Consider the following 22,665-nt stretch of genomic DNA (forward strand, 5'->3'; position numbering starts at 1 on the left):
CTCAACGCCTCTTCATGTAGAGCTCGAAGGCCTTGTAGATCGCCTTGTTGAGGGGCAGGTCCCACTCGCCGACGTACTCGACGGCCTCGCCACCGGTGCCGACCTTGAACTGGATCAGGCCGATCGTCGGGTCGTCCGCGTCGAGCGTGTCGGTGATGCCGCGCATGTCGTAGACCTCGGCGCCCGCTGCCAGGGCCTCGCGGATCATCGCCCACTGCACCGCGTTGGAGCCGCGCACGTCGCGCTTCTCGGTCGACGAGGCGCCGTAGGAGTACCAGGAGTGGGCGCCGACCCGGATCGAGATGGTCGCCGCGACCAGGTCGCCCTCGTGGCGGGCCAGGTGGAGCACGAAGCGGTCCTCGTCCTCGGGGGAGAGGGAGTCCCACATCTTCTCGAAGTAGGAGAGTGGCCGGGGCGTGAAGTGGTCCCGCTCGGCGGTGTGGACGTACAGCGCGTGGAAGGCAGCGAGCTCGGCGCGGGTGCCGCGCGTCACCTCCACGCCTTCCTTGGCCGACTTCTTGATGTTGCGGCGCCACTGCTGGTTCATCGCCTTGAGGACCTCGTCCTCGGTCTTCGCGCGGCCCTCGACGGTCAGCGGGACGTGGAAGTTGTACTGCGGCTGACCGATGGCGAAGCCGCCCTCGGAGGCCTGCGGGCGCCACCCGAGCTCGTGCAACTGGGAGACCACGCAGGCCCCGGCCCGCGTACGTTCCACGGGCGCGATGTCGTCGAGGCGGCGTACGGCCGGGTCAGCGACGCCCTCCTTGATCTGCGCCGACGACCAGCGTCGGGTGATCACGGGCGGCCCGATGCGGATGCCGAAGGCGCCCTTCTTCTTCAGGTGCGCCTTCAGTGGCTCGAGCCAGTGGGCGAGCCGGGCCTCGGGGTGCTGGAGGCTCTCCCAGTCGATCACCGGACCCTCGGGAAGGTAGGCCAGGTAGCGCTTCACCTTCGGCAGTTGGCGGTAGAGGACCAGTGCTGCCCCGACCATCTCCTCGCCGTCCGGGGTGCGGCGGAACCAGCCCAGGGACTCGTGCTTCCACTCCGACTTCACCGGCCCCCACGCGGGGACCTGGAGGAACGAGGCGGAGCGCTGCGTACGGATGAACGCGAGGTGTTCGGCGGCGCTCACCGTGCGCAGGAGCAGGGGTGCAGCTTCAGAGGTGGACACCCGCCTGAGGCTACCCGGGTGGCGCGTGCGGGTCAGACGAGCGTGACGAACCAGTCACCGTCGATACGCACGAGGTCGATGTCGAAGGCGTCGTCGCCCGTGCCGTAGGTGACCGACGCCTTGTCGCCGTCCTCCTCCGACTTCTCGGGACCGTCCTCGAGCGACTTCTCCGCTTCCTTGCGCTCGTCGTCGTCCATCGCAGGCATGGCGTCGTCGGCCTGCCCGGTGCAGAGCTCGAGTGCCTCCTCGTTCTCGGCGACCGGTTGGCCCTCGATCTCGATGAGCGAACAGAAGGCGTCTCCGTCGCGGTCGACCATGGACTGCATGAACTTCTCGGCCGCCTTCTCGCTCTCCGTCTGGTCCTCGCCGCAGGCGCTGAGGGCGAGAAGGGTGCTGGTCGCGACGGCGACGAGGGTCGTACGTGCGGTGCGCATGGGGTCTCCTGGAGGACTGCGGTGGACGCGTCGAGTCGACGCCGCCCGGTTGCGGAAGGCTAGCCGCACCGCGGGCGGGGCCGTCGGCGTGACCAAGTGACGAGCCGGGCGTGCACGCTCAGGCGAGCGGGTCCCAGTACCAGGCCTCGTCGATCTTCACGAAGCCCAGCGCCTCCTCGTCGGAGAGGGTCACCGTAGCCCGGTCGCCGTCCTCCTCGACCTTCTCGGCGCCCTCCTCGAGGAAGTGCTCCATGTTCTTGCGGTCGTCGTCCTCCAGCTCGATCATCTCCTTGCCGAGGCCGTCGACGCACTCCTTCTTCGACTCCTCGTCGGGGAGCTCTCCGCCGGTTGCAATCAGGTCGCAGAGCGCTGCGCCGTCCTCGTCCAGGACGCTCTGGACGACCTGGCGAGCTGCTTCCTCTGGGGTCGAGGTCTGTGCACTGCAGGCTGCGGTGAGGGCGAGCGCGAGGGCGAGGGCGGGGGCGACGAGGACGCTGCTGGTCAGCCGGATGGGGCGCATGTGGACTCCTGGTGGGGTGCGGGCGGCGCCGTTGCCTGACGCCCTGCAGTGCTGTGCAGGCTACGGCGTTCGCGACTGTTCACCCACCCGTCGCCTAGGAGGCGTCGCGCGCGCTGCCAACCCATCGCTTGGGTGGAGATGCCACGCAAACCCGGGCACATCCTCGAAAGGCAGTCATGTCCAGAAACGTCCGCAACATCGCCATCGGCGCTGCGGCGCTCTCCTTGCCGCTCGCCCTCCTCGCCACCAACTCCGCAGCCGTGTACGGCCCGGGCAACGGGTGGGGCAAGTCTGCGCCGCTCATCGAACGGTCCTCGGCCGGTCAGGTCGACGAGCACGCCGGTGCCCGCCGGATCACCCGAGACCAGACCCAGGTCATTGCCGACTCGGTGCGCAAGAACTCCGCCAAGAACGTCATCCTCGTCATCGGTGACGGCATGGGTGACTCCGAGATCACCATCGCCCGCAACTACCTCGAGGGTGCCGGTGGCTCCCTCAAGGGCATCGACTCCCTCCCTCTGACCGGACAGATGACGCACTACAGCGTCGACCGGGAGACCGGGAAGCCCGACTACGTGGCCGACTCGGCCGCCACGGGCACCGCCTGGGCGACCGGCACGAAGACCTACGACAACGCGATCAGCGTCGACCGGCACGGGGCGCCGCAGCAGAGCGTCCTGCAGTGGGCGAAGAAGACCGGCCGGGCCACCGGCAACGTCTCCACCTCCGAGATCCAGGACGCCACCCCGGCGGTGCTCTACTCGCACATGTCGCTGCGCGCCTGCAAGGGCCCGGTCGCCACCTCCAAGACCTGCTCCGCCGAAGCTCTGGAGAACGGTGGACCGGGATCGATCAGCGAGCAGTTGCTCGACACCCGTCCGGACGTGACCCTCGGTGGTGGCTCGGCCTTCTACGAGGAGGTCGCCCAGGCAGGCAAGTTCAAGGGCAAGACGCTCGCCGAGCAGGCTCGCGAGCGTGGCTTCCAGTACTACACGGACAAGGCCGACCTCGCCTCGATCAAGAAGGCCGACCAGAAGAGCCCGGTGCTGGCACTCTTCGCGCCCAACAACCTGCCGGTGAAGTTCGCCCCGCTGGTCGCCGCCAAGGGCGGCGCCGCCCTGCCGGCGGCCGAGTGCCAGCCCGAGCCCGCCTTCTCCGACGTGCCCGCCCTCGGTGAGATGACCAGCAAGGCGATCGACCTGCTCACCAAGAACAAGGACGGCCGGAAGAACGGCTTCTTCCTCCAGGTCGAGTCCGCCTCGATCGACAAGAAGGACCACTCCGCCGACGTCTGCGGCCAGATCGGTGAGACCCAGCAGATGGACGAGGCAGTCCAGGAGGCGCTGGAGTTCGCCAAGCGTGACGGCAACACCATGGTCATCGTCACCGCCGACCACGCCCACACCTCGATGATCGTGGATGGCGGCACCCCCGGCCACGACGCGCACCTGAACACGGCCGACGGCTCGGAGATGATCGTCACCTACGGGACCTCTGCTCGTCCTGGCGGCATGCAGCACACCGGCGCGCAGGTGCGGGTCGCGGGCTACGGCCCCGGCGCCGCCAACATCGTGGGGCTGATCGACCAGACCGACCTCTTCTTCACGATGCGTGACGGCATGAAGAACTGGAGCAAGGTGCACCCGCCCCAGAAGTCGAAGCCCGCGAAGAAGTCCGAGCGGTCGAACAACCGTCGATGAGTTCCGAGTCCTCGGCGCTCTGCCAGCAGGGTTGATCCCGCGGCAGTGATCCAAGGGCGCGGGCTCAGAGGCGTTCCTGCAGCCAGGCGGCGTCGGCCACGTGTTGGTCGGCGCCGCCCGGCGTCTCCAGGATGACCGGCGCTCCGGCGTCACGAATGACCCGGGCGAGGAGCTCAGGGTCGATCTGCCCCGCGCCGAGGTTGGCGTGCCGGTCCGCGCCCGAGTCGAAGGCGTCCCGGCTGTCGTTGCAGTGCACCAGGTCGATGCGTCCGGTGATCGCGATGACGTCGTCCACGACCGTCTCGAGGGCGTTGCCGCCGGCGTGGGCGTGACAGGTGTCGAGGCAGAAGCCGACCCGGTCAGCCCCCTCGGCGCTCTCGATGGCGTCCCAGACCCGAGCGATGCGTGCCAGGTGCCGGGTCATCGCGTGGTCACCGCCTGCGGTGTTCTCGATCAGCAGGGGCACGGCGAGGTCGGTGGCCTCGATCGCCTTGCGCCAGTTGTCGAACCCCTTCGCCAACATTTCAGCATCGTCGTCCCCTCTGCTCACGTGGCCGCCGTGGACGATGAGCCCCTGGGCGCCGACCTCAGCAGCCGCGTTGACGTGCTGCTGCAGCAACTTACGACTGGGGATCCTGATCCGGTTGTTGGTGGTGGCCACGTTGATCACGTACGGCGCATGGACGTAGATGGCGACGCCGGCCTCCGCCGCGTCGGCCTTCAGCGCCTCGGCGCCACCTGCGTACTCCACGACGGGGCCCTTGTAGCTCTGCGGATCGCCGAGGAACATCTGGACGACCGTCATGCCGCGGGCCCGGGCCTCGGCGATCGGGTCCTGCTGGTCCACGTGGGCGCCGATGGTGAGCGCGCCGACAGGGGAGGAGGGGGTGGCTTGGCTCATGGCTCCACCCTAGGACGCTGCGCCGACGGCCCGGGTCGTGACCGTTGGCCGCTCATCGGAGCAGCCCCCACACCACGACGCCGCAGCCCGCGACCACCGCGCCCGAGACCGTCAGTGCGGCGAGCGCGACCAGTCGGGTGCCGAGATCCCTGCGCCGGGACCGTACGTCTGCCCGCGCCACGTCATCGGGCGCGGGGCCGAGGCGGTCCCTCACCCAGGCTCCCTCGGGTGCGGAGATTGCCAGCGCCTGGAGCAGGGCGAGTGCCTGCTCGGCCGTGGTCGGGCGCTGCTCGGGGTCGGGGTGGGTCAGGCGTTCCAGCAGTGGTCGCAGTCGGGTCGGCGGCCAGGGAAGGTCGGGGTGTGGTCGCCGACCGGTGAGCAGGTGCAACGCGGTGACCCCGAGCGCGTACAGGTCGTGGCGGGGGTCGGCGTGGAGGTGGGCCTCGGGCGGCAGGTAGCCGTCGGTGCCGACCGGTCCGGCCACCGTCAGCCGCGGGGCGGTGGGGTCCAACGCCACCCCGAAGTCACCCAGCCGCAGGTGGATGCTGCCGTCCGCGGTCGACTCCAGGAGCAGGTTGGCCGGCTTCACGTCGCGGTGCACCAGCCCGGCACCGTGCACGACCGCGAGCGCCCGCAGGGTCTGCTCCACGACGAGAGCGACCACCTCCTGCGGCAGGGCTCCGTGGCGGGCCAGGAGATCCTGCACCGTGCCGCCCCCCATCAGGTCGGTGGTCAGCAGGACGATGTCCTCCTCGGCTGCCCACCCGGTGGCCGTGAGGAGGTGGGGATGGCGCAGCCGGATCTCCTGCTCACGCCAGAAGCGGGCCATCAGCGCGCCGGTGTGGGCGCCCAACACCTTCGCGGCCACCACGTCACCTGTGGTCAGGTCGCGGGCACGCCAGACCGAGGCTGTCGCCCCGGCACCGATCTGGTCCAGCAGCAACCACCGTCCCGCGACCGTACGTCCGCCGGCCTGCTCCACCGCGTACGCCTCCGCTCATCTCCGGCGCAGTCCTGACCTCCGCGGGGTCGGGCCCTGACGCCCGTCCGACGCTAGTGGCAGTCGGCCGTCGGTGAGGGCGACGATTCACAGGCGCGCCGGGTGCTCCACAGGGCGCGCCAGGGATTCACCGCACCCTCGTCTGCGCTGGTAACCTGCTCCAGTTCTCTGTGTGCCCTCCTCAATAGGAGACGCCCGCAGTGAGCTCGCGGCCTGACTCACCCGAGTCGTTGGCCGTGACGCAAGCCCTCCTGCCACGGAGAGTCCGTGGCCGCCTGAGTCCAAAGGAGGTGGAGACCGCTTTGCGTAAGTATGAAGTGATGGTCATCCTCGACCCCAGTCTCGAAGAGCGCACGATCGAGCCTTCGCTCGACAAGTACCTCAACGTCATCCGCACCGACGGTGGAACCGTCGAGAAGGTTGATGTCTGGGGTCGTCGTCGTCTCGCGTACGAGATCAAGAAGAACGCCGAAGGCATCTACGTTGTCGTCTCGATCGAGGCCGAGCCGGCCACGGTCAAGGAGTTCGACCGCCAGCTGACCCTCAACGAGTCCATCCTGCGCACGAAGGTCATCAAGCCCGGCAACCGCTGAGCTTGTGCACAAGTCTTCGTAACCGTCGGCGACATCGGCAACGATGGTCTCCGGCAAGCAAGTGGCGGATTCAAACCCGCAACACCAACTGATGGACCAACCTAGGGAGTTCTTGCAATGGCAGGCGAGACCGTCATCACCGTGGTCGGCAACCTGGTCGACGACCCGGAGCTGCGATTCACCCCGTCGGGTGCACCCGTGGCCAACTTCCGGATCGCTTCCACGCCGCGCACCTTCGACAAGAACGCCAACGAGTGGAAGGACGGCGACGCGCTGTTCCTCTCCTGCTCGATCTGGCGTCAGGCAGCCGAGAACGTTGCCGAGTCGCTCCAGAAGGGCATGCGCGTCGTGGTGCAAGGACGGCTCAAGCAGCGCCAGTACGAGACTCGCGAAGGCGAGAAGCGCACTGTCGTTGAGCTCGAGGTCGAAGAAATCGGTCCCTCGCTGAAGTACGCCACCGCCAAGGTTGCTCGCGCCGCTCGTCAGAGTGGTGGCGGCGGCTTCGGTGGCGGCGGTCAGCAGGGCGGCGGTTTCGGCGGCGGTCAGCAGGGCGGCCAGCAGGCCGACGACCCGTGGGCCACTCCGGCTCCGCAGCAGCCCCAGGGCGGCGGCGGTTTCGGTGGCGGTCAGCAGGGCGGCGGCCAGCAGGGTGGGGCACAGCCCGACCCGTGGGGCGCCCCCGGCGTGGGCTCGGAAGAGCCTCCGTTCTGACCTGAACGACCCCTCTCTGGGGCCGTCCATCAGTTGTATCCGAATACACCCTCAACCATTCCGACCTCGCGGTCGGGCTTCTAGAAAGGAAGCACCACAATGGCCAAGGCAGTGATTCGCAAGCCCAAGAAGAAGGTTTGCCAGTTCTGCAAGGAGAAGGCGACTGGTGTCGACTACAAAGACACCACGCTCCTTCGCAAGTTCATCTCCGACCGTGGCAAGATCCGCGCGCGTCGCGTGACCGGCAACTGCGTCCAGCACCAGCGTGATGTCGCCATGGCGGTCAAGAACGCTCGTGAAGTCGCGCTGCTCCCGTACACCTCTACCGGACGCTGAAGGGAGCCAGGAACATGAAGCTCATCCTGACCCAGGAAGTGACCGGCCTCGGTGGCCCCGGTGACATCGTCGAGGTGAAGGACGGCTACGGCCGTAACTACCTCATCCCGCGCGGCGAGGGCATTCGCTGGACCAAGGGGGGCGAGAAGACGGTGGAGTCGATCAAGGCTGCACGCAAGTCCCGCGCCGTCCGCGACCAGGCCCACGCCGAAGAGATCAAGGGCAAGCTCGAGGGCAACGCTGTTGCACTCAAGGTGCGTGCCGGTGAGTCCGGTCGCCTGTTCGGCGCCATCACCACCGGTGACATCGCTGAGGCTCTCAGCGCTGCTGCGGGCGAGACCGTCGACAAGCGCACGCTCGTCCTCGGCAACCCGATCAAGTCGCTCGGCTCCCACGCCGTGTCGGTCAAGCTGCACGATGACGTGACCGCTCAGGTCACGGTCAACGTGATCCCTGCCTGATCACAGCGTCTGACGCAGGAAGCCCGCTCACCGTTCGCGGTGGGCGGGCTTCTCGCGTTGGTGCGTCCGACCATCCGCGGGCGCTGATCAGGACGCGCCCAGGACGATCCAACGTCCTCGGCGGGCCCGCGCCATGAGCAGGATGCAGCGCACGCCCATGAAGAGCGCGGCGAAGAGGACCCAGATCCACACCAGGCTCCGAGACTGGTCGGCGACCATCGGTACCGCCAGCACGAGTGGTGCGTACACGGCCAGGGTCCAGATCCCCGCCCACGCCAGGAAGCGTCCGTCCCCGGCGCCGATCAGGACCCCGTCGAGCACGAAGACGACTCCTGCCACGGGTTGACCCAGAGCGGCGATCAGCAGGATCGGCACCAGCAGGTCGTGAACCGCGGGGTCGGGGGTGAAGAGCGGCCCGAGGAAGGGCGCACCGGCCGCGATCAGGAGCCCTGCGACGATCCCGCTGCCCCATCCCCAACGGATCAAGCGTTGCAGGAGCACCTCGGTCCCTGCGCGGTCCCCTGCGCCCAGGGAGCGCCCGGTCAGCGCCTGGGCTGCGATGGCGATCGCGTCGAGGGCGAAGACCATGAAGGTCCACACGGTGAAGGCGATCTGGTGGGCAGCAAGGGCGGTGCCCTGGGTGTCACCGCTGTGGGCCACCGACCAGGCGCCGACGACGAGGGCGGCGCGCAGGGCGAGCGTACGGACCACGAGGGCGACGCTGGCCCGTCCCGCGCTGACGATGCCGGCGACGTCGGGGGTGAGCGCCGCCCCCTCCGCCCGCGCGGCGCGGATCACTACCGCCACCAGGACGAGTGCGCTCAGCACCTGCGCGATCACCGAGCCCAGGGCGGCCCCCGCCACCCCCAGTGCCGGGACGGGCCCGAAGCCGAACACCAGGACGAGGTTGAGCACGACGTTGACGAGGTTGCCGCCCACGGCGACCCAGAGCGGCGTACGGGTGTCCTGCAGGCCGCGGAGCACGCCGGTGGCGGCCAGCATCACCAACAACGGCGTGACCCCCAGAACGGCGACAGAGAGATAGTCCGACGCGTGCTGCGCGACGGCGTCGCCCACCCCGAAGGCCGCGATGAGCGGGTGAAGGGTGAGGAGCAGTACGCCGGTGGTCAGCGCACCGATCAGGACGGCGAGCCAGATCCCGTCTGCGCCGAGGGTGAGGGCACGTCGCGTGTCGCCGGCCCCGAGGTGGCGCGAGACTCCTGCGGTGGTCCCGTAGGCGAGGAAGATGCAGAGACCGACGGCGGTCTGCATGACCACCGCGGCGATGCCGACGCCGGCCAGTTCGGAGGTGCCGAGGCGGCCGACGATCGCGGTGTCGGTGAGAAGGAAGAGCGGTTCTGCGACCAGTGCGAAGAAGGCCGGGATCGCAAGCCTGAGGATCTCCCGGTCTGTGGTGTGCACCGGATCAGTGTAGGAAGCGGCGCGTCGCATCGGCGTGTCGCACCCGGCTGGAAGGTAAAGCCGCAGGTCAGAGGCGAAATTCGGGTATGCGGCTCTTTACCAACCTGTGGAGAGGCTTGGGATATCACACTTCACTTCATCGTTTCAGCGCCTTGTCGACAAAGGAACTCATGAAATCTCACGGCTGGAAATACTTTCCGGGGAACCTTTCATGCACAGGGTGTGGATTGCGTTTTCGCAGGTCAGAGGTCCTGTTGGGGGCGATGCGAGATGTCTGTCCACAGCCAACCCCACAGATGTGGGCATGTTGTTGGGGACAACTCACCCCTCATGCCCAAGTTATGCACAGGGCCTGTGGATACGCCGCTGTCATTTGCCCCCCTCGACCACGTACGTTCGCTGCGGTCGTAGGACTGTCGGTGCTCGCTCATAGGCTCCGAGACGACCCTCAGCGCCACTCCCGGAGGACCCATGAGCATCACCGAGCAGGACCGTCGCGGTCCGGCCGAGCCCCCCTTCGACGAGCGTTGGGGAGACGGCCCGTCGGCATTCGAGCCGGGTGAGCAGCCGCGTCGGGCCAACGACCGCACGCCGCCCCAGGACAACGCCGCGGAGCAGAGCGTCCTCGGGTCGATGCTGCTGAGCAAGGACGCGATCGCCGACGTATCCGAGGTGCTGCGAGGCACCGACTTCTACAGACCCGCCCACGAGATGATCCACGACGCGATCATCGATCTCTTCGGCCGTAGCGAACCGGCCGACGCCGTCACGGTCACCGCCGAGCTCCAGCGCCGCGGTGAGCTGTCCAAGATCGGTGGGGCTCCCTACCTGCACACGCTCGCCGCCAACGTGCCGATCGCGGCCAACGCCGGCTACTACGCCGAGATCGTCCGGGAGAAGGCGATCCTGCGCCGCCTGGTCGAGGCCGGCACGAAGATCGTCCAGATCGGCTACGCCGGCGAGGGGCAGGTCGACGCGGTGGTCGACCAGGCCCAGGCCGAGGTCTACAAGATCACCGAGAAGCGGGCGAAGGAGGACTACGCGCCCCTCAGCGACATCATGGACGGGGTCCTCGACGAGATCGAGGCGATCGGCAACCGGGAGCAGGGCGTCTACGGCGTCCCGACCGGTTTCCAGGACTTCGACGACCTGACCAACGGTCTGCACTCGGGTCAGATGATCATCGTGGCGGCGAGGCCTGCCATGGGCAAGGCGCTCGCGCTCGACACGCCTCTGCCCACGCCCACCGGGTGGACGACCATGGGTGAGGTCGCAGTGGGCCACGAGTTGTTCGACGCCCAGGGCCGGGTGACCCGTGTCGTGGCAGCCACCGACGTCATGCACGAGCGTCCTTGCTACGAGGTCACCTTCTCTGACGGCTCGGTCATCGTGGCAGACGCCGAGCACCAGTGGCTCACCGAGACGCGAGCCGCCCGCAAGTCGAAATGGGCGGCGGACCATCAGTACAACCGCGCGCGGAACCAGCAGATCCACTCTGCTGTGGTGACCACGGAGGAGATCGCCCGGACGCAGCGCATCGGTCAGGAGGGTCGGGCCAACCACGCTGTCCTGAACGCAGGACCTCTGGAGGGTTCTGCAGGATCGCTGCCAATAGATCCCTATGTCTTGGGCGCCTGGTTGGGCGACGGCCACAGCGCCGGTGGACGCATCACCAGCGAGACTCCCGAGATCCCCATGCTGATCGAAGGGCGTGGCTACGAGTGCCGTAGCCACGGCGGCCTGAACTACGGCATCTTGGTGCCAAAGGTAGTGGCGCCCCAGAAGGGCACGTGTCCCTCGTGCGGTGAGCGCCTTTCGGGTGCCTATCTGTGCAGGGACTGCCAGGCCTCCCACGGGTCGTTCACGGCGCTGCTCCGCTCGCTCGGCGTGCTGAACAACAAGCACATCCCGTCGCCTTACCTCCGGGCCTCGGAAGCCGCAAGACGCGATCTGCTCGCAGGTCTGATGGACACCGACGGCACGGTCGTCAAGGGCGTGGGCTCCTGTCAGTTCGCCGTGACCAGCGAGAGATTGGCCAACGATGTCTACGAGCTGATCGTCAGTCTCGGCTACCGCTGCGGCCGGACGACGAAGCAGGTTGCGGGCCGCTCCGAGGCGTCATCGACCTGCCACATCCTCAACTTCTCCACGACCGACGACGTGTTCCTCCTGGAGCGGAAGCGCCTGCTTCACAAGGAGGAGCGACCGTCGAGCACCATCCACATCGGGCGCCGCTACATCACGCAGGTGCGCCCGGTGGAGTCAGTGCCCGTGCGGTGCGTCCAGGTGGACAACGAGGACCACCTCTACCTGGCCGGTCGTTCCATGATCCCCACGCACAACTCGACCCTTGCCCTGGACTTCTGCCGAGCGGCGTCGATCCAGAACGGCATGGCCTCTGTCTTCTTCAGCCTGGAGATGACGCGTTCAGAGATCGTGATGCGTCTGCTGTCGGCCGAAGCCAAGGTGGCGCTCAACCACATCCGTACGGGCCAGCTGACCGAGGACGACTGGGACCGTCTGGCTCGCAAGATGGGCGAGGTCTCGTCGGCCCCGATGTACATCGACGACTCGCCCAACATGACCATGATGGAGATCCGGGCCAAGGCCCGGCGGCTGAAGCAGAAGCACGACCTGCGCCTCATCGTCATCGACTACCTCCAGCTGATGAGCTCGGGCAAGAAGGTCGAGTCCCGTCAGCTCGAGGTCTCGGAGTTCTCCCGTCAGATCAAGTTGCTGGCCAAGGAGCTCGAGCTCCCGATCATCGCGCTCTCCCAGCTCAACCGTGGCCCCGAGCAGCGCAGCGACAAGCGCCCGATGATGTCCGACCTGCGTGAGTCAGGCTCGATCGAGCAGGACGCCGACATGGTCATCCTGCTCCACCGTGAGGACGTCTACGAGAAGGAGTCGTCCCGCCCCGGTGAGGCAGACCTCATCGTCGCCAAGCACCGCAACGGCGCGACGCGAGACATCACGGTCGCCTTCCAGGGTCACTACTCGCGCTTCGTCGACATGGCGCACTGACCCAGTTTCGCTGGCGTCACGCGCATGACCACCGCCGTCCCCATCCTGGCCGTGACTGACGTGGACCTGCCGTGGTGGGGACGCCTCGAGCCACCGAGGGCTTCCGCCTCGTCCACCTGGGCGTCGACGATGTCGTCGGGAGCGGCCCTGCGCCAAGCCGTTACTCTCGACCCATGCCCACCGTCCAGGCATCCGTGCACGTGCCGCTGCCGCCCGAGCTCGCCTTCGCCGTCTCGCAGACCACGGGCGAGGTGCGCCGCCGCTGGGACCCCTTCATCAGGGGGCAGCACTTCCTCGACGGCGCCGCACGTCCGGCGAAGGGCGTACGCACCTTCACTCGGCACCGGATGGGGTTCGCGATGGTCAGCCGCTACGTCTCGTACGCGCCGCCGACGAACGTCGGGATGACGATGGAGAGCGGATCCTGGTTCTTCGCCAAACTCGGCGGGGGGTGGCGCTTCACCCCGGAAGGCGCCGGCACCCTCGCTGTCTGGAAGTACAACTTCGCCTGCAGACCCGCGTGGCTCGCGCCGATCGCTGAGCGCGTCGGCACCTGGGTGCTCGGGCGGGAGATCCGGGCGCGGATCGCGGGATTCTCCCGTGGCTGCGCCGATCCGGTCGTCGTCGCAGCCGCGCGCGAGTCAGTCTGAGACCCAGGAGGACCCGTGGCCCGTACCCATCTCGCGCTCCTGCGCGGCATCAACGTCGGCGGTTCCAACAAGGTGCCCATGGCCGAGTTGCGCGCGATGGCTGCCCGGCTCGGGTGGAAGGACGTGGCCACCCATGTGAACAGCGGCAACCTCGTCTTCTCGGACGAGGGCAAGATCGCTGACCTGGAGGCGGCGCTGTCCGCCGAGGTCGAGACCTTCCTCGGCAAGCCGGTGCAGGTGCTGGTGCTGACGGCGAGCGAGTGGATCGACGCCGTCGAGCAGTGCCCGTACAAGCCGACCGAGGACAAGTTCGTCCACCTGCAGGTGCACCGAAGCCCGCTGCCCGAAGCCTTGGCGACGGCCATGGTCGAGGACGTCTCCGCGGCCGGTGACGGCACGGAGATGACGGTCACCGGCCGCTGGGTCTACCTCCACACCCCGATGGGTCTCTCCAAGTCGGTGGCGTTCACGAAGTCTCCACGTGCGCTCTCCAAGAACGACCCGGGCACGGCCCGCAACCTCAACTCCTCCAAGGCGATCGCTGCCCTGCTCAGAGCCTCCGCCTAGCCTCCTCGCCATGCCCGACCATGCCCTCGAGCTCAGTTTCGACGAGGCCTCCGCGCAGGCGGTGACCATGCAGTGGGAGGCGCTGCAAACAGCTGGCCTCGCCTCCCAGGCTGACCACCGCTCCATGACCAACGCGCCGCACCTGACGCTGGTGGCTGCGGTCGGGATCGACCCGGAAGTCGTCCCGGTAACGGTCGCGATGGTGCAGCCGCTGCTCCCAGCCGCAATCCACCTGAGCGGACTCGTCCTGCTCGGCACCGGACCACGGGTGAGCATCGCCCACCTGGCCGAACCCGGAGCCGCCCTGGCCGCGGTGGTGGCCGAGCTCAGGGCGCGCGTCCCGAACGTCCGCCACGTGACCTGGACGCCGCACGTCACGCTGGCCCGTCGAGTCCCTCGACGTCTGCTCCCCGCTGCCCTGGAGGTCCTGGGTGGCACCCCCTCGCCCCGGGTGCTGGTCGCCGACCGGTTGCGCTGGTGGGACCCCGACGCCGACCTGATCATGGACGTCGCGCGGGCCGGTGGCTAGCGCGACGTAACCTCCCAGCACGGCCGCCGACCAGGTCTGTGTCGGCTCGGAGGGAGATCGCCATGACAGAGCACACCTACGCACCACTGCTCGAGCAGAGCATCGAGATCGCGGCGTCGGTCCCTGACGTGTGGTCACTGGTCAGTGACGTGCGCCGGATCCCCGAGTGGAGTCCCCAGGTTGACTCGACCCGGCTGCGTGCGGGCGCGCAGGAGGTGGCACTCGGGGTCGAGTTCACCAACCGCAACAGCCACGGTGAGCTCACCTGGACGACCCATGCCACCATCGTCCGCTTCGATCCCGAGCAGGCCATCGCCTTCCGTGTCGAGGAGAACTGGGTCGTCTGGTCCTTCGAGCTCGCGCCCACCTCCGGTGCGGGCACCCTGCTCACCCAGCGCCGCGAGACCCCCGAGGGCATCTCCGAGCTCTCGATCGAGCTCACCGACGGCTTCATGGGCGGCCAGGAGGCCTTCACCCAGAGCCTGCGCGAAGGCATGCGCAGCACCCTCGAGGCCATCCGCGCCGCTGCAGAGTGACGCTCGCGGCCCGGCTGGTCCCGTCGTCCACCCACGCGCATTCCTGAGACGGTGTTCCACAAGATGGAATATAGTTCCAGGTCCGGTGAGACACCTCGCATGAGGAAGGGGCCAGATGACGGTCCGCGCGACTTGGCCAGGCTCGGCGGCGACAGCCGCGGCCCGGGCTGCGGAGCGGGTGCGCTCCGTCAGGGCCACCACCTCCACGAAGAGCCTCCCGCCCGATCCCTCCGACACGGCCAGCATGCACGGCCGGGTGGTCGACCAGCTCGGCACCCGGATCGCCGGGGGAGAGATGACCGGGCTCATCGACCCCGCCCGGATCAGTGCGGAGTTCGGGATCTCGCGCTCGCTCGTACGTGAGTGCCTGCGCACCCTGGCGGCGAAGGGCATGGTCCGGGCCCGGCAACGTACGGGCACCGCGGTCACCGACTCCAGCGAGTGGGCGCTGCTCGACGAGCAGGTGATCCGTTGGCGATCGTCGGGTCCGTGGCGTTTCACCCAGATGGAGGAGTCACTGCAGCTCCGCGGCCGGTTGGAGCCCCTGGCCGCCCGCCTCTCGGCGATCTCGGCCCCAGCGCACGTGCTGCACGAGCTCACCCGGGCGACGGAACGCATCGAGATGGCCACGCACGCCAACGACTCGAAGCTGATGATCGAGGCGGACACCGCCTTCCACCGGCTGCTCTACCTCGGATCGGGCAACGACATGCTCTCCCGCCTGGCCGGCACCGTCCACGCGTGCCTGCGGATGCCTGACTTCCAGCGCTACCACCACTTCATCAACACCGACACCGCAGCCCAGCACCGTGTCCTGCTGGACCTGCTCCGGGCCCACGACGAGGACGGCGCCGAGGCAGCCTGCGCCCGTCTGATGGAACTCACCTTCGCGGTGTTCCGCGGCGCCCAGGAACGAGCCCTGAACGCCGCGGAATGACGGGACGACCCGCGTGACCCGCCTCGCGGAGTCCGGTGGGTCTCAGCTCCAGCGGTCGTGCTCGGCGATGTAGCCCGCCGTCTCGACCAGGCTGGCCGGCTGGGCCTGGGCGAAGAGGTTCGGCGGGAACCGGCTGACGTACCCGGCGAAGACCTCGCGGTAGAGGTCCCAGTGGATGTCCGGGGGCAGGTGGCGGGCGCGGAAGTCCGCGATCGGGATCCGGGCCTGGATGAGCGTCTCGTGCTTGCTCTCCGCCCGCACGACGACCTTGCCGTCCGGTCCGTAGATCGCGGAGCCACCCGCACCGGTGTCCTCGAAGTAGGGACCCTTGCGCAGCAGCAGCGCGTTGTTGGCGACTGCCACGTAGACGCGGTTGTGCAGCGCCGTCGAGGCGACGTCGACCTCGGTGAAGCTGCCGCTGGCCGTACGCAGGATGACCTCGGCCCCCTTGATCGCCAGGGCCCGCATCAACTCCGGCTCCAACTGGGTCGACGACAGGCTGATGTTGCCCAGCGCGGTCTTCGCGACCGGCAGCACGGCGTCGGCGCCGTACTTGGCCACGTACTCGTCGAGGACGTCGTAGATGGTGGTGGTGAAGAGCTCGAAGTTGGGGAAGAGTCCGCGCACGTTGCGGGCCTTCCAGTGGCTCGCGATCATCTCCCCGTCAGGGCCCATCAGGTTGGTCAGGCTGAGGACGTGCCCCGGCCAGTCCGGGTCCTTGACGTACGCCCCGAACGCGATGTGGGCGCCGTACTGCTTGGCCTTCGCGGCGATCGCCGCGACCTCGGGGCCGTCGAGGGTGATGCAACGCTCGAGGGCCTCCTCGCGGGTCCACAGGTCCCACCCGCTGATCGGGAACTCGTGGAAGAAGAGCAGGTCCGGGCCCGCGCCGTAGTGGTAGGCGTTGTCGATCAGGTGGAGCATGTGGGCGAGGTTGTCGTCCATCTCCGCGCTGTCGGCAGCCGGGTGGATCCGGGACTGGACCACGCCGAGGGTCCAGGCGTCCTTCGCCAGGGGAGCAGTGGGGTAGTGGCCGGGGCCTAGGTCGGTCATCTCGTCAGGCGATCTTGCGCTCGCGGATGACGGTGCGGCGAACGATCCGGTCGTCCTCCATCCAGTGCCACGTGCGCACCTTCTGCTGGCCGTCCTTGCTGAGCTGGATCATCTCGTAGAGGTAGTTGCCCTCCTTGAGGAGCTCCTTGTAGGTCCAGGTCAACAAGATGGTCTGCTCGTCACTCTGGTGCATGTGGCCGGTGATCCGGTCAGTCTCGAAGGTGACGTCCTTGCCCTCGAGGATCCCGGGGAACTCGACGGCCTCCTGGCGCCCGTCGGGCCAGGTGTAGGTGTTGATCTGCTTGATGTCGCAGGAGCCGTCCTCGGGGGCCCACATGCGCAGGTGCGAGGCGTGACGGTCGATCTCCTTGCCGTCGGGGTCGAGGTGGACGTACTCGCCCTCCCACTCGCCGATGTGACGGCTGAGGATGGGGAATTCCTTGTCCCAGGCGTTCATGTCAGGTTCCTTCCGGTGGTGGTGCCGGGGGCGTTGTCGCCGACCAGCTCTTCGATGCGCAGACAGGCCACGACCCGATCGTCGGGTCGGCGTTGCAGCGCGGGAGTCTCGGTGGTGCAGGCAGGGGCGACCATCGGGCAGCGGGTGTGGAAGCGGCAGCCCGTCGGCACGTCGATCGCCGAGGGGACCTCACCCGTCAGGCCGTCGCCGTGGAGTCGCCCGATGACCAGCTCGGTCGGCGCCGCGGCCAGCAGTGCCCGGGTGTACGGGTGCTCCGGGTCACCGAAGACCTGCTCGGCTGAGCCGCTCTCCACGATCTCGCCGAGGTACATGACGGCCACCCGATCAGCCAGGTGCCGGGCGATGTCGAGCTCGTGGGTGATCAGCACGTACGTGAGCCCCAGCTCGGCCCGCAGGTCGGAGAGCAGGTTGACCAGGGTGGCCTTGACGCTGACGTCGAGGCTCGCCGTGGGCTCGTCGAGGATGAGTACGTCGGGCTCGGCCGCCAGGGCCCGGGCGACGGTGACGCGCTGGAGCTCACCCCCGCTCAGGTCGCGGGGGCGACGGCTCAGGTACTCGGGGGGCAGGCCCACCATCTCCAGCAGCTCGGCGGCCCGCTGCGCGACGGCCTCCTTCCCCGACGCCCGACCGTGCAGGACGATCGGCTGGGAGAGGATGTGCTTGACGCTGCGGGCGCGGTTCAGGGCCGACCAGGGGTTCTGCGAGACGAGCTGGACGCGGCGGCGAGCAGCGGGGTCGTGCGTCGTCACCGGTACGACGTCGTGGCCGCCGACGCGGACCCGGCCACCGGTCGGCCGGACGAGACCGACCAGCACCTTGGCGACCGTGGACTTGCCGCACCCGGACTCGCCGATCAGCGCCACCGACTCCCCCTGACGGACCTGCAGGTCGATGCCGTCGAGGGCGTGCACCACCTGCGCGTCGGCGCCGGGCTCGCGTCGCCCACCCAGCCGCTTCTTCGCGCGCATGGGGTAGTGCTTGACCAGGCCCTCGACGTGGACCAGCGGGGTCTCGGTGCTGGACTCGGTGACTGCTGTCGTGGTCATGCGGGGCTCCCGGGATGGTGGCAACGTACGGTGCGGCCGGCGTGCTCGGTCGGCTCCGGGTCGACCTCCCAGCAGAGGGCGGTGGCCCGGTCGCACCGGGGCGCGAACGGACAACCGGGGAGCAACTGCGCGCCGCTGACGGTGCCGGGGATGGGCCGCAGCCGCTCACCTCGTGCCTGGTTGCTGGGCATCGCGGCGAGCAGGGCACGGGTGTAGGGGTGCTGCGGGTCCTCGAAGAGCTGACGTGTCGGCGCCACCTCGACCAGCCGGCCGCCGTACATGACCCCGACCCGGTCGCAGACCTGGGCCACGACTCCGAGGTCGTGGGTGACGAGCAGGACCGTGTTGCCCAGACGCTCGCGCAGGTCGAGCAGGAGACGCAGGACCTGGGCCTGGACCGTGGCGTCCAGGGTCGTGGTCGGCTCGTCGGCCAGCACCAGCGAGGGCTCGCGGGCCAGCACCGCGACGGCGATCAGCATCCGTTGGAGCTGGCCGCCGGAGAACTGGAAGGGGTAGTCGCCCAGGCGTGCCTTCAGGCCGCCGAGACCGACGTCGGTGAGCAGCTCGTGCAACCGGGCGTCGTCGACCTCCCCACCGGTGAGCCGGCGCAGCTGGGCTGCGACCGGCGTCACCGGCGAGAGGGAGGTCATCGGACGCTGGGGGACCAGTCCGATCTCCCGGCCACGCAACCTGCGCATCCGGGACTCGGGCATCGTGAGCAGGTCCGTGCCGTCGAACTCCAGCCGGTCGGCCGTGATCTCGGACCCGCGCGGCAGCAGCCGCATCAGTGCAGTGACGAGACTGCTCTTGCCGGATCCGGATTCACCGACGAGGCCGAAGACCTCGCCCCGCTCCACCCGGAACGAGACGTCCCGTACGGCGGGCAGGAGGCCCCTCGCGGTGCGGTAGGTGACGTCGAGACCGCTCACCTCGAGGAGGGGTCCGGCACCCGTGTCACCGGCCTGGCCGGCTGGGAGTTCAACGACAGTCCTCATGTCAGCCCAGACGTCGCAGTGCTGCTGCGTCGAGGCGACCCAGAGCCATCTGGTCGGCGTCCAGAGCGGTCACGTCGGTGCGCTGCGCGATGATCATGCGCGGGTAGACCGGCGGGATCGCGATGGCGTCCTCGGCGAGGATCTTGTTCACCTGGCGGCTCAGGTCGGCGCGCTCGGCCGGGTCCGTGGTCGCCCAGGCCTCACCCATGAGGCGGTCGGCCTCCTCGTTCTTGTAGCCGAAGTTCATGGAGTTCGACGACGCGTACGAGGTGAAGAGCGGGAAGGCGCTGTCGCCGGCGCTGACGCCGGTGACGAAGCTCGTCATCGACATCTGGTAGTCACCCTTGACCCAGTTGGCGGCCCAGGTGCCGGCGTCGGTGCTGTCGATCGTGGCCTTGATGCCGGCCTTCTCCCAGCCCTGGGCGAGCACCTCGGCCATCTTGACCGTGGCGTCGGAGGAGTTGCTGATGGAGAGCTTGAACTCGAAGCCGTCCTCGAGGCCGGCCTCGGCGAGCAGCTCCTTGGCCTTCTCCACGTCAGGGGCGGCGGAGTAGAGGTCGAGCTCGTCGTCGTGCGCGTCCAGCGCCGGGCCGGCAGGACCCTGGGCCGGGGGTGCGGTGTCGGCGTAGACCAACTCGGAGACGCCCTCACGGTCCATGGCGTGGGCGAGTGCCTGGCGGACCCGGATGTCGTCGAAGGGAGCCTTGGTGGCGTTGAAGAAGGTCAGCACCGAGATCGGCGCGTCGACGACCTCGACGTTGAGCGAGTCGTCCTTGTCGAGGGTCGCGACGTTGCTGGCCGGCACGTCGGTCATCACGTCGATCTTGCCCTCACGCAGGTTGACCAGGCGGGTGCCCGCGTTGGGGATCGCGCGGAACTCCAGCGTCTCGGGGCCGTCGTACTCCTCGCGGTACTCGTCGTTGCGGGTCAGCTTGACCGACTGGCCCTGCGTGACCTCGCCGAGCTCGAAGGGGCCCGTGCCGATGGTGGTGTCGTTCTTCTCGAGCACCGATTTGTGGATGATCGGGAGGTTGTTGAGGTGCGAACGCAGCACGCCGTACGGCATCGCCAGGTTGATCTCGACGGTGCTGTCGCTCTTGGCTTTCGCGTCCTTGACGAAGTAGGCGAAGTAGCTGGTCCAGTCCGTGTACGCCGCCGGGTTGGCGACGTGGTTGATCACGGCTGCGACGTGGTCGGCGGTGAGCGGGTCACCGTTGGAGAAGGTGATGCCCTCGGCGAGATCGATGGTCCAGGTCAGACCGTCCTTCGAGATCTCGGGCTCGGCGGCGGCGAGCAGCGGCTTCGAGTCGTCGCCGGGGGTGTAGAGGGTCTCGACGATCGGGTCGGTCACCCACGCGAGGGCGTTGGTGGTGGCCACCAGCGGGTTGACGTAGTCGGAGACGGCAGGCATCCCGAAGACCACGTTGCCGCCCTCGACCGGGTCGCCGTCGAACTTGTCGTCGGACTCGGATGATCCTGATCCGCAGCTCGCCAAGAGCAGGGACGCCGTGGCGACACCGACTCCTGTGATGAGGCGCCGGTAGGACGACTTGGAGGTTGTTGCCTTCATGGATTCTCCTGGTGTGGGTGGATGGAGCAGGCAGACGTCAGCGCCGTCCCGAGAGCAGACGCTCGACCTCGTCCCCGAGAAGATTGATGCCGATCGTGACGAGCAGGATCGCGAGACCGGGCAGCACCGAGAGCCACCAGCCGCCGATCATCAGTGAGTTCGTCGCGTCGGAGAGCAGGTTGCCCAGGCTGGCCTGTGGCGGTTGCATGCCCAGGCCGAGGAAGCTGAGTGCGCTCTCGGCGAAGACCGCGATGCCGACCCACAGGAAGCCCTGGACCAGGACCGGGGGGATGACGTTGGGAAGCAGCTCGCCGAAGAGGATGTGTCGGCGCGGGACGCCGACGACCCGCAGCGCGTCGACGTACTCCTGCTGCACCTCGACCAGGGTCGCCGCGCGGGTGACCCGGGCGAAGAAGGGGAGGAAGGAGACGGCCAGCAGCGCGATGACCTTGATCTCCGGGGTGAGCGTGAGCGGGCCGAACTCCGACGAGCCGGTGCCGGTCATGCCGACCACGAAGAGCGCCAGGATGAAGACGGGCAGCGCCTGGAGCGCCTCCATGATCCGCATCAGGACGTTGTCGAGCCGGGTGCCGCCGCGGTAGCCGGCGAGCAGACCGATCGGCACCGCCACCACCAGTCCTCCGATGACGCTGCCCAGCGCGACGAAGAGGGAGAGTCGCGCGCCGACCGCCGTACGGGCGAAGACGTCGCGACCCAGGTCGTCGGTGCCGAACCAGTGGTCGGCGCCGGGGGCCTCGAGCGCGCCACCCGTCCGCTCGTTGGGGTCGAGTGAGATCAGGGGGCCGAGGAGCGCGAGCAGGCAGAAGGCGATCACGAAGGCCAGCCCGACCCATCCCAGACCGCTGAGGTGGGGGCGCTTGAGCAGGCGGAGCCGAGCCAGCCGACGGGGACGCTGGGCAGCGCGCAGCGACGTGGAGAGAGAGCTCATCGCGTCGACCTCTCGAGGAACTGGGCCCGAATGCGCGGGTCAATGGCGAAGTAGAGGAGGTCGACCACCAGGGTGGCGACCAGGAAGGTGCCCGCGGTCCACACGGTGGCCGCGATCGCCACCGGGTAGTCGTGGGCGAGGAAGGAACTCACCACCAGCTGGCCGACGCCGGGGACGTTGAAGACGTTCTCGATCAGCACGGCGCCGCCGATGAAGGTGCCGAGCATCATGCCGATCACGGTGACCGTCGGGATCACTGCGTTGCGCAGCGCGATCCGGGAGAGGATCGTGCGCTCGTTGAGGCCGAGCGACCTCCCGAAGGTGACGTGGTCAGCGTCCAGGGCCTCGATCATCGACGTACGCAGGGTGCGGGCGATGACGCCGGCCGCGCTGATGCCGAGGGTGAAGGCGGGCAGGACGATGGACCGCAGGTGCTCACCCACGCCCTCGTCCCAGGTGGCCCAACCGGAGCTGGGCAGCACGCCGGGGACGTACAGGCCGAAGACGAGGACCAGGATCAGGCCGAGCCAGAAACTCGGCACCGAGAGGGCGACGACGCTGCCGACCCGGACCACGGCGTCCAGCGCGCGGCCGCGGCGGGCGGCGGCGAGAGCGCCGGCCAGCATGCCGATCGCGGTCCAGACGACGAAGGCCACCAGGCCGAGCTCGAGCGTCACCAGCATGCGGTCGGCCAGGAGTTCCGAGACGGGGGTGCCGGTGGTGAGCGAGCTGCCGAGGTCCAGGGTCAGGATGCTGCCCACGAAGGTCAGGTACTGGGCCCAGAGCGGGCGGTCCAGACCGAGTTGCGCCAGGACCGCGGCACGCTTCTCGGGGGTGGGGTTGTTGCCCAGGTAGGCGGTCTCCGGGCCACCCGGCGCCGCGTGCAGCATCAGGAAGACCATGGTGAGCACGAGCAGGAGGACCACTGCGGCGCCACCGGCGCGTCTTATCGCGTAGGACAGCATGTTCTCCCCCTCTCAGGACTTGTTCCGCTTTGTGGAACGTGGTTTCGGTCACGTTAGGAGACATTTTGTCGGGTGGGAAGAAAGTCGGACAAATGGCGAAAGGGCCGGCCCAGCCGG

24 protein-coding genes are annotated in these 22,665 nt (G+C 68.5%); 11 read left to right on the forward strand and 13 right to left on the reverse strand.

What is annotated here, in order from left to right; translation table 11 throughout:
* Position 1: 1 nt before the first annotated feature.
* The 3 genes from DNK52_RS08085 to DNK52_RS08095 form a co-directional block, all read right to left on the reverse strand.
* Positions 2-1,171 carry a lipid II:glycine glycyltransferase FemX gene (locus tag DNK52_RS08085; protein ID WP_239455454.1) on the reverse strand — a complete coding sequence of 390 codons (1,170 nt, stop codon included), beginning with the start codon at positions 1,169-1,171 and terminating at the stop codon, positions 2-4.
* 32 nt (positions 1,172-1,203) lie between these two features.
* Entirely contained in the window at positions 1,204-1,605 is a 402-nt protein-coding gene (locus DNK52_RS08090; protein WP_110240447.1) for a hypothetical protein, read from the reverse strand.
* Positions 1,606-1,723: 118 nt separating this feature from the next.
* Entirely contained in the window at positions 1,724-2,125 is a 402-nt protein-coding gene (locus DNK52_RS08095; RefSeq protein WP_110240448.1) for a nuclear transport factor 2 family protein, read from the reverse strand.
* 176 nt (positions 2,126-2,301) lie between these two features.
* Between DNK52_RS08095 and phoA the strand changes: the two genes are divergently transcribed.
* Complete coding sequence (gene phoA / locus DNK52_RS08100) at positions 2,302-3,825, forward strand: alkaline phosphatase (RefSeq protein WP_110240449.1); 1,524 nt, start codon at positions 2,302-2,304, stop codon at positions 3,823-3,825.
* A gap of 64 nt (positions 3,826-3,889) precedes the next feature.
* On the opposite strand, the gene DNK52_RS08105 is transcribed toward phoA, so the two are convergent.
* Positions 3,890-4,726, reverse strand: a complete 837-nt coding sequence (locus tag DNK52_RS08105; RefSeq protein WP_110240450.1) for a deoxyribonuclease IV — start codon at positions 4,724-4,726, stop codon at positions 3,890-3,892.
* A 52-nt stretch (positions 4,727-4,778) separates the two neighbouring features.
* Positions 4,779-5,708, reverse strand: coding sequence for a serine/threonine-protein kinase (locus DNK52_RS08110; RefSeq protein WP_110240451.1), 930 nt, complete (start codon positions 5,706-5,708; stop codon positions 4,779-4,781).
* Positions 5,709-6,028: 320 nt separating this feature from the next.
* On the opposite strand from DNK52_RS08110, the gene rpsF reads away from it, so the two are divergent.
* From rpsF to rplI, 4 genes are all read left to right on the forward strand, one after another.
* A complete protein-coding gene (gene rpsF, locus DNK52_RS08115) occupies positions 6,029-6,319 on the forward strand; it encodes a 30S ribosomal protein S6 (protein WP_110240655.1) in 291 nt (96 codons plus the stop codon).
* A 117-nt stretch (positions 6,320-6,436) separates the two neighbouring features.
* Positions 6,437-7,030, forward strand: a complete 594-nt coding sequence (locus tag DNK52_RS08120) for a single-stranded DNA-binding protein (RefSeq protein WP_110240452.1) — start codon at positions 6,437-6,439, stop codon at positions 7,028-7,030.
* Positions 7,031-7,129: 99 nt separating this feature from the next.
* A complete protein-coding gene (rpsR, locus tag DNK52_RS08125) occupies positions 7,130-7,366 on the forward strand; it encodes a 30S ribosomal protein S18 (protein WP_101525917.1) in 237 nt (78 codons plus the stop codon).
* Positions 7,367-7,380: 14 nt separating this feature from the next.
* The gene (gene rplI / locus DNK52_RS08130; RefSeq protein WP_110240453.1) at positions 7,381-7,827 is read left to right on the forward strand and encodes a 50S ribosomal protein L9; all 447 of its coding nucleotides are present in this window, start codon (positions 7,381-7,383) and stop codon (positions 7,825-7,827) included.
* An 87-nt stretch (positions 7,828-7,914) separates the two neighbouring features.
* Here the strand turns inward: rplI and DNK52_RS08135 are convergent, their stop codons facing one another.
* On the reverse strand, positions 7,915-9,249 hold the full coding sequence (locus tag DNK52_RS08135; RefSeq protein WP_239455455.1) for an MATE family efflux transporter: 1,335 nt from the start codon (positions 9,247-9,249) through the stop codon (positions 7,915-7,917).
* 633 nt (positions 9,250-9,882) lie between these two features.
* On the opposite strand from DNK52_RS08135, the gene dnaB reads away from it, so the two are divergent.
* From dnaB to DNK52_RS08165, 6 genes are all read left to right on the forward strand, one after another.
* Positions 9,883-12,273, forward strand: a complete 2,391-nt coding sequence (dnaB, locus tag DNK52_RS08140) for a replicative DNA helicase (RefSeq protein ID WP_239455472.1) — start codon at positions 9,883-9,885, stop codon at positions 12,271-12,273.
* A 173-nt stretch (positions 12,274-12,446) separates the two neighbouring features.
* Positions 12,447-12,923, forward strand: coding sequence for an SRPBCC family protein (locus DNK52_RS08145; protein ID WP_110240456.1), 477 nt, complete (start codon positions 12,447-12,449; stop codon positions 12,921-12,923).
* Positions 12,924-12,938: 15 nt separating this feature from the next.
* Positions 12,939-13,490: a DUF1697 domain-containing protein gene (locus DNK52_RS08150; protein ID WP_110240457.1), complete on the forward strand. Its 552-nt coding sequence runs from the start codon at positions 12,939-12,941 to the stop codon at positions 13,488-13,490.
* A 10-nt stretch (positions 13,491-13,500) separates the two neighbouring features.
* Entirely contained in the window at positions 13,501-14,019 is a 519-nt protein-coding gene (locus DNK52_RS08155) for a 2'-5' RNA ligase family protein (protein ID WP_110240458.1), read from the forward strand.
* Positions 14,020-14,081: 62 nt separating this feature from the next.
* Positions 14,082-14,555: an SRPBCC family protein gene (locus DNK52_RS08160; RefSeq protein WP_110240459.1), complete on the forward strand. Its 474-nt coding sequence runs from the start codon at positions 14,082-14,084 to the stop codon at positions 14,553-14,555.
* A 115-nt stretch (positions 14,556-14,670) separates the two neighbouring features.
* Entirely contained in the window at positions 14,671-15,492 is an 822-nt protein-coding gene (locus DNK52_RS08165) for a FadR/GntR family transcriptional regulator (RefSeq protein ID WP_110240460.1), read from the forward strand.
* A gap of 42 nt (positions 15,493-15,534) precedes the next feature.
* On the opposite strand, the gene DNK52_RS08170 is transcribed toward DNK52_RS08165, so the two are convergent.
* Genes DNK52_RS08170 through DNK52_RS08200 form a run of 7 tightly spaced genes read right to left on the reverse strand, consistent with a single transcriptional unit; the run spans position 15,535 to position 22,548 of the window.
* A complete protein-coding gene (locus DNK52_RS08170; RefSeq protein WP_110240461.1) occupies positions 15,535-16,545 on the reverse strand; it encodes a nitrilase-related carbon-nitrogen hydrolase in 1,011 nt (336 codons plus the stop codon).
* 4 nt (positions 16,546-16,549) lie between these two features.
* Positions 16,550-17,002, reverse strand: coding sequence for a DUF3598 family protein (locus tag DNK52_RS08175; RefSeq protein WP_110240462.1), 453 nt, complete (start codon positions 17,000-17,002; stop codon positions 16,550-16,552).
* Positions 16,999-18,069 carry an oligopeptide/dipeptide ABC transporter ATP-binding protein gene (locus DNK52_RS08180; protein ID WP_204163438.1) on the reverse strand — a complete coding sequence of 357 codons (1,071 nt, stop codon included), beginning with the start codon at positions 18,067-18,069 and terminating at the stop codon, positions 16,999-17,001. The genes DNK52_RS08175 and DNK52_RS08180 overlap by 4 nt, the downstream gene beginning before the upstream one ends.
* Positions 18,066-19,064, reverse strand: a complete 999-nt coding sequence (locus tag DNK52_RS08185) for an ABC transporter ATP-binding protein (RefSeq protein WP_110240463.1) — start codon at positions 19,062-19,064, stop codon at positions 18,066-18,068. The genes DNK52_RS08180 and DNK52_RS08185 overlap by 4 nt, the downstream gene beginning before the upstream one ends.
* 1 nt (position 19,065) lies before the next feature.
* Positions 19,066-20,634, reverse strand: coding sequence for an ABC transporter substrate-binding protein (locus DNK52_RS08190; protein WP_110240464.1), 1,569 nt, complete (start codon positions 20,632-20,634; stop codon positions 19,066-19,068).
* 37 nt (positions 20,635-20,671) lie between these two features.
* Positions 20,672-21,583: an ABC transporter permease gene (locus tag DNK52_RS08195; protein WP_110240465.1), complete on the reverse strand. Its 912-nt coding sequence runs from the start codon at positions 21,581-21,583 to the stop codon at positions 20,672-20,674.
* The gene (locus DNK52_RS08200) at positions 21,580-22,548 is read right to left on the reverse strand and encodes an ABC transporter permease (protein WP_110240466.1); all 969 of its coding nucleotides are present in this window, start codon (positions 22,546-22,548) and stop codon (positions 21,580-21,582) included. Before DNK52_RS08200 ends, DNK52_RS08195 begins: the two co-directional genes overlap by 4 nt.
* Between the last annotated feature and the right edge of the window lie 117 nt (positions 22,549-22,665).

It is taken from the genome of Nocardioides gilvus (genome assembly GCF_003194605.1).
GTDB classification, from domain to species: Bacteria; Actinomycetota; Actinomycetes; order Propionibacteriales; family Nocardioidaceae; genus Nocardioides; species Nocardioides gilvus.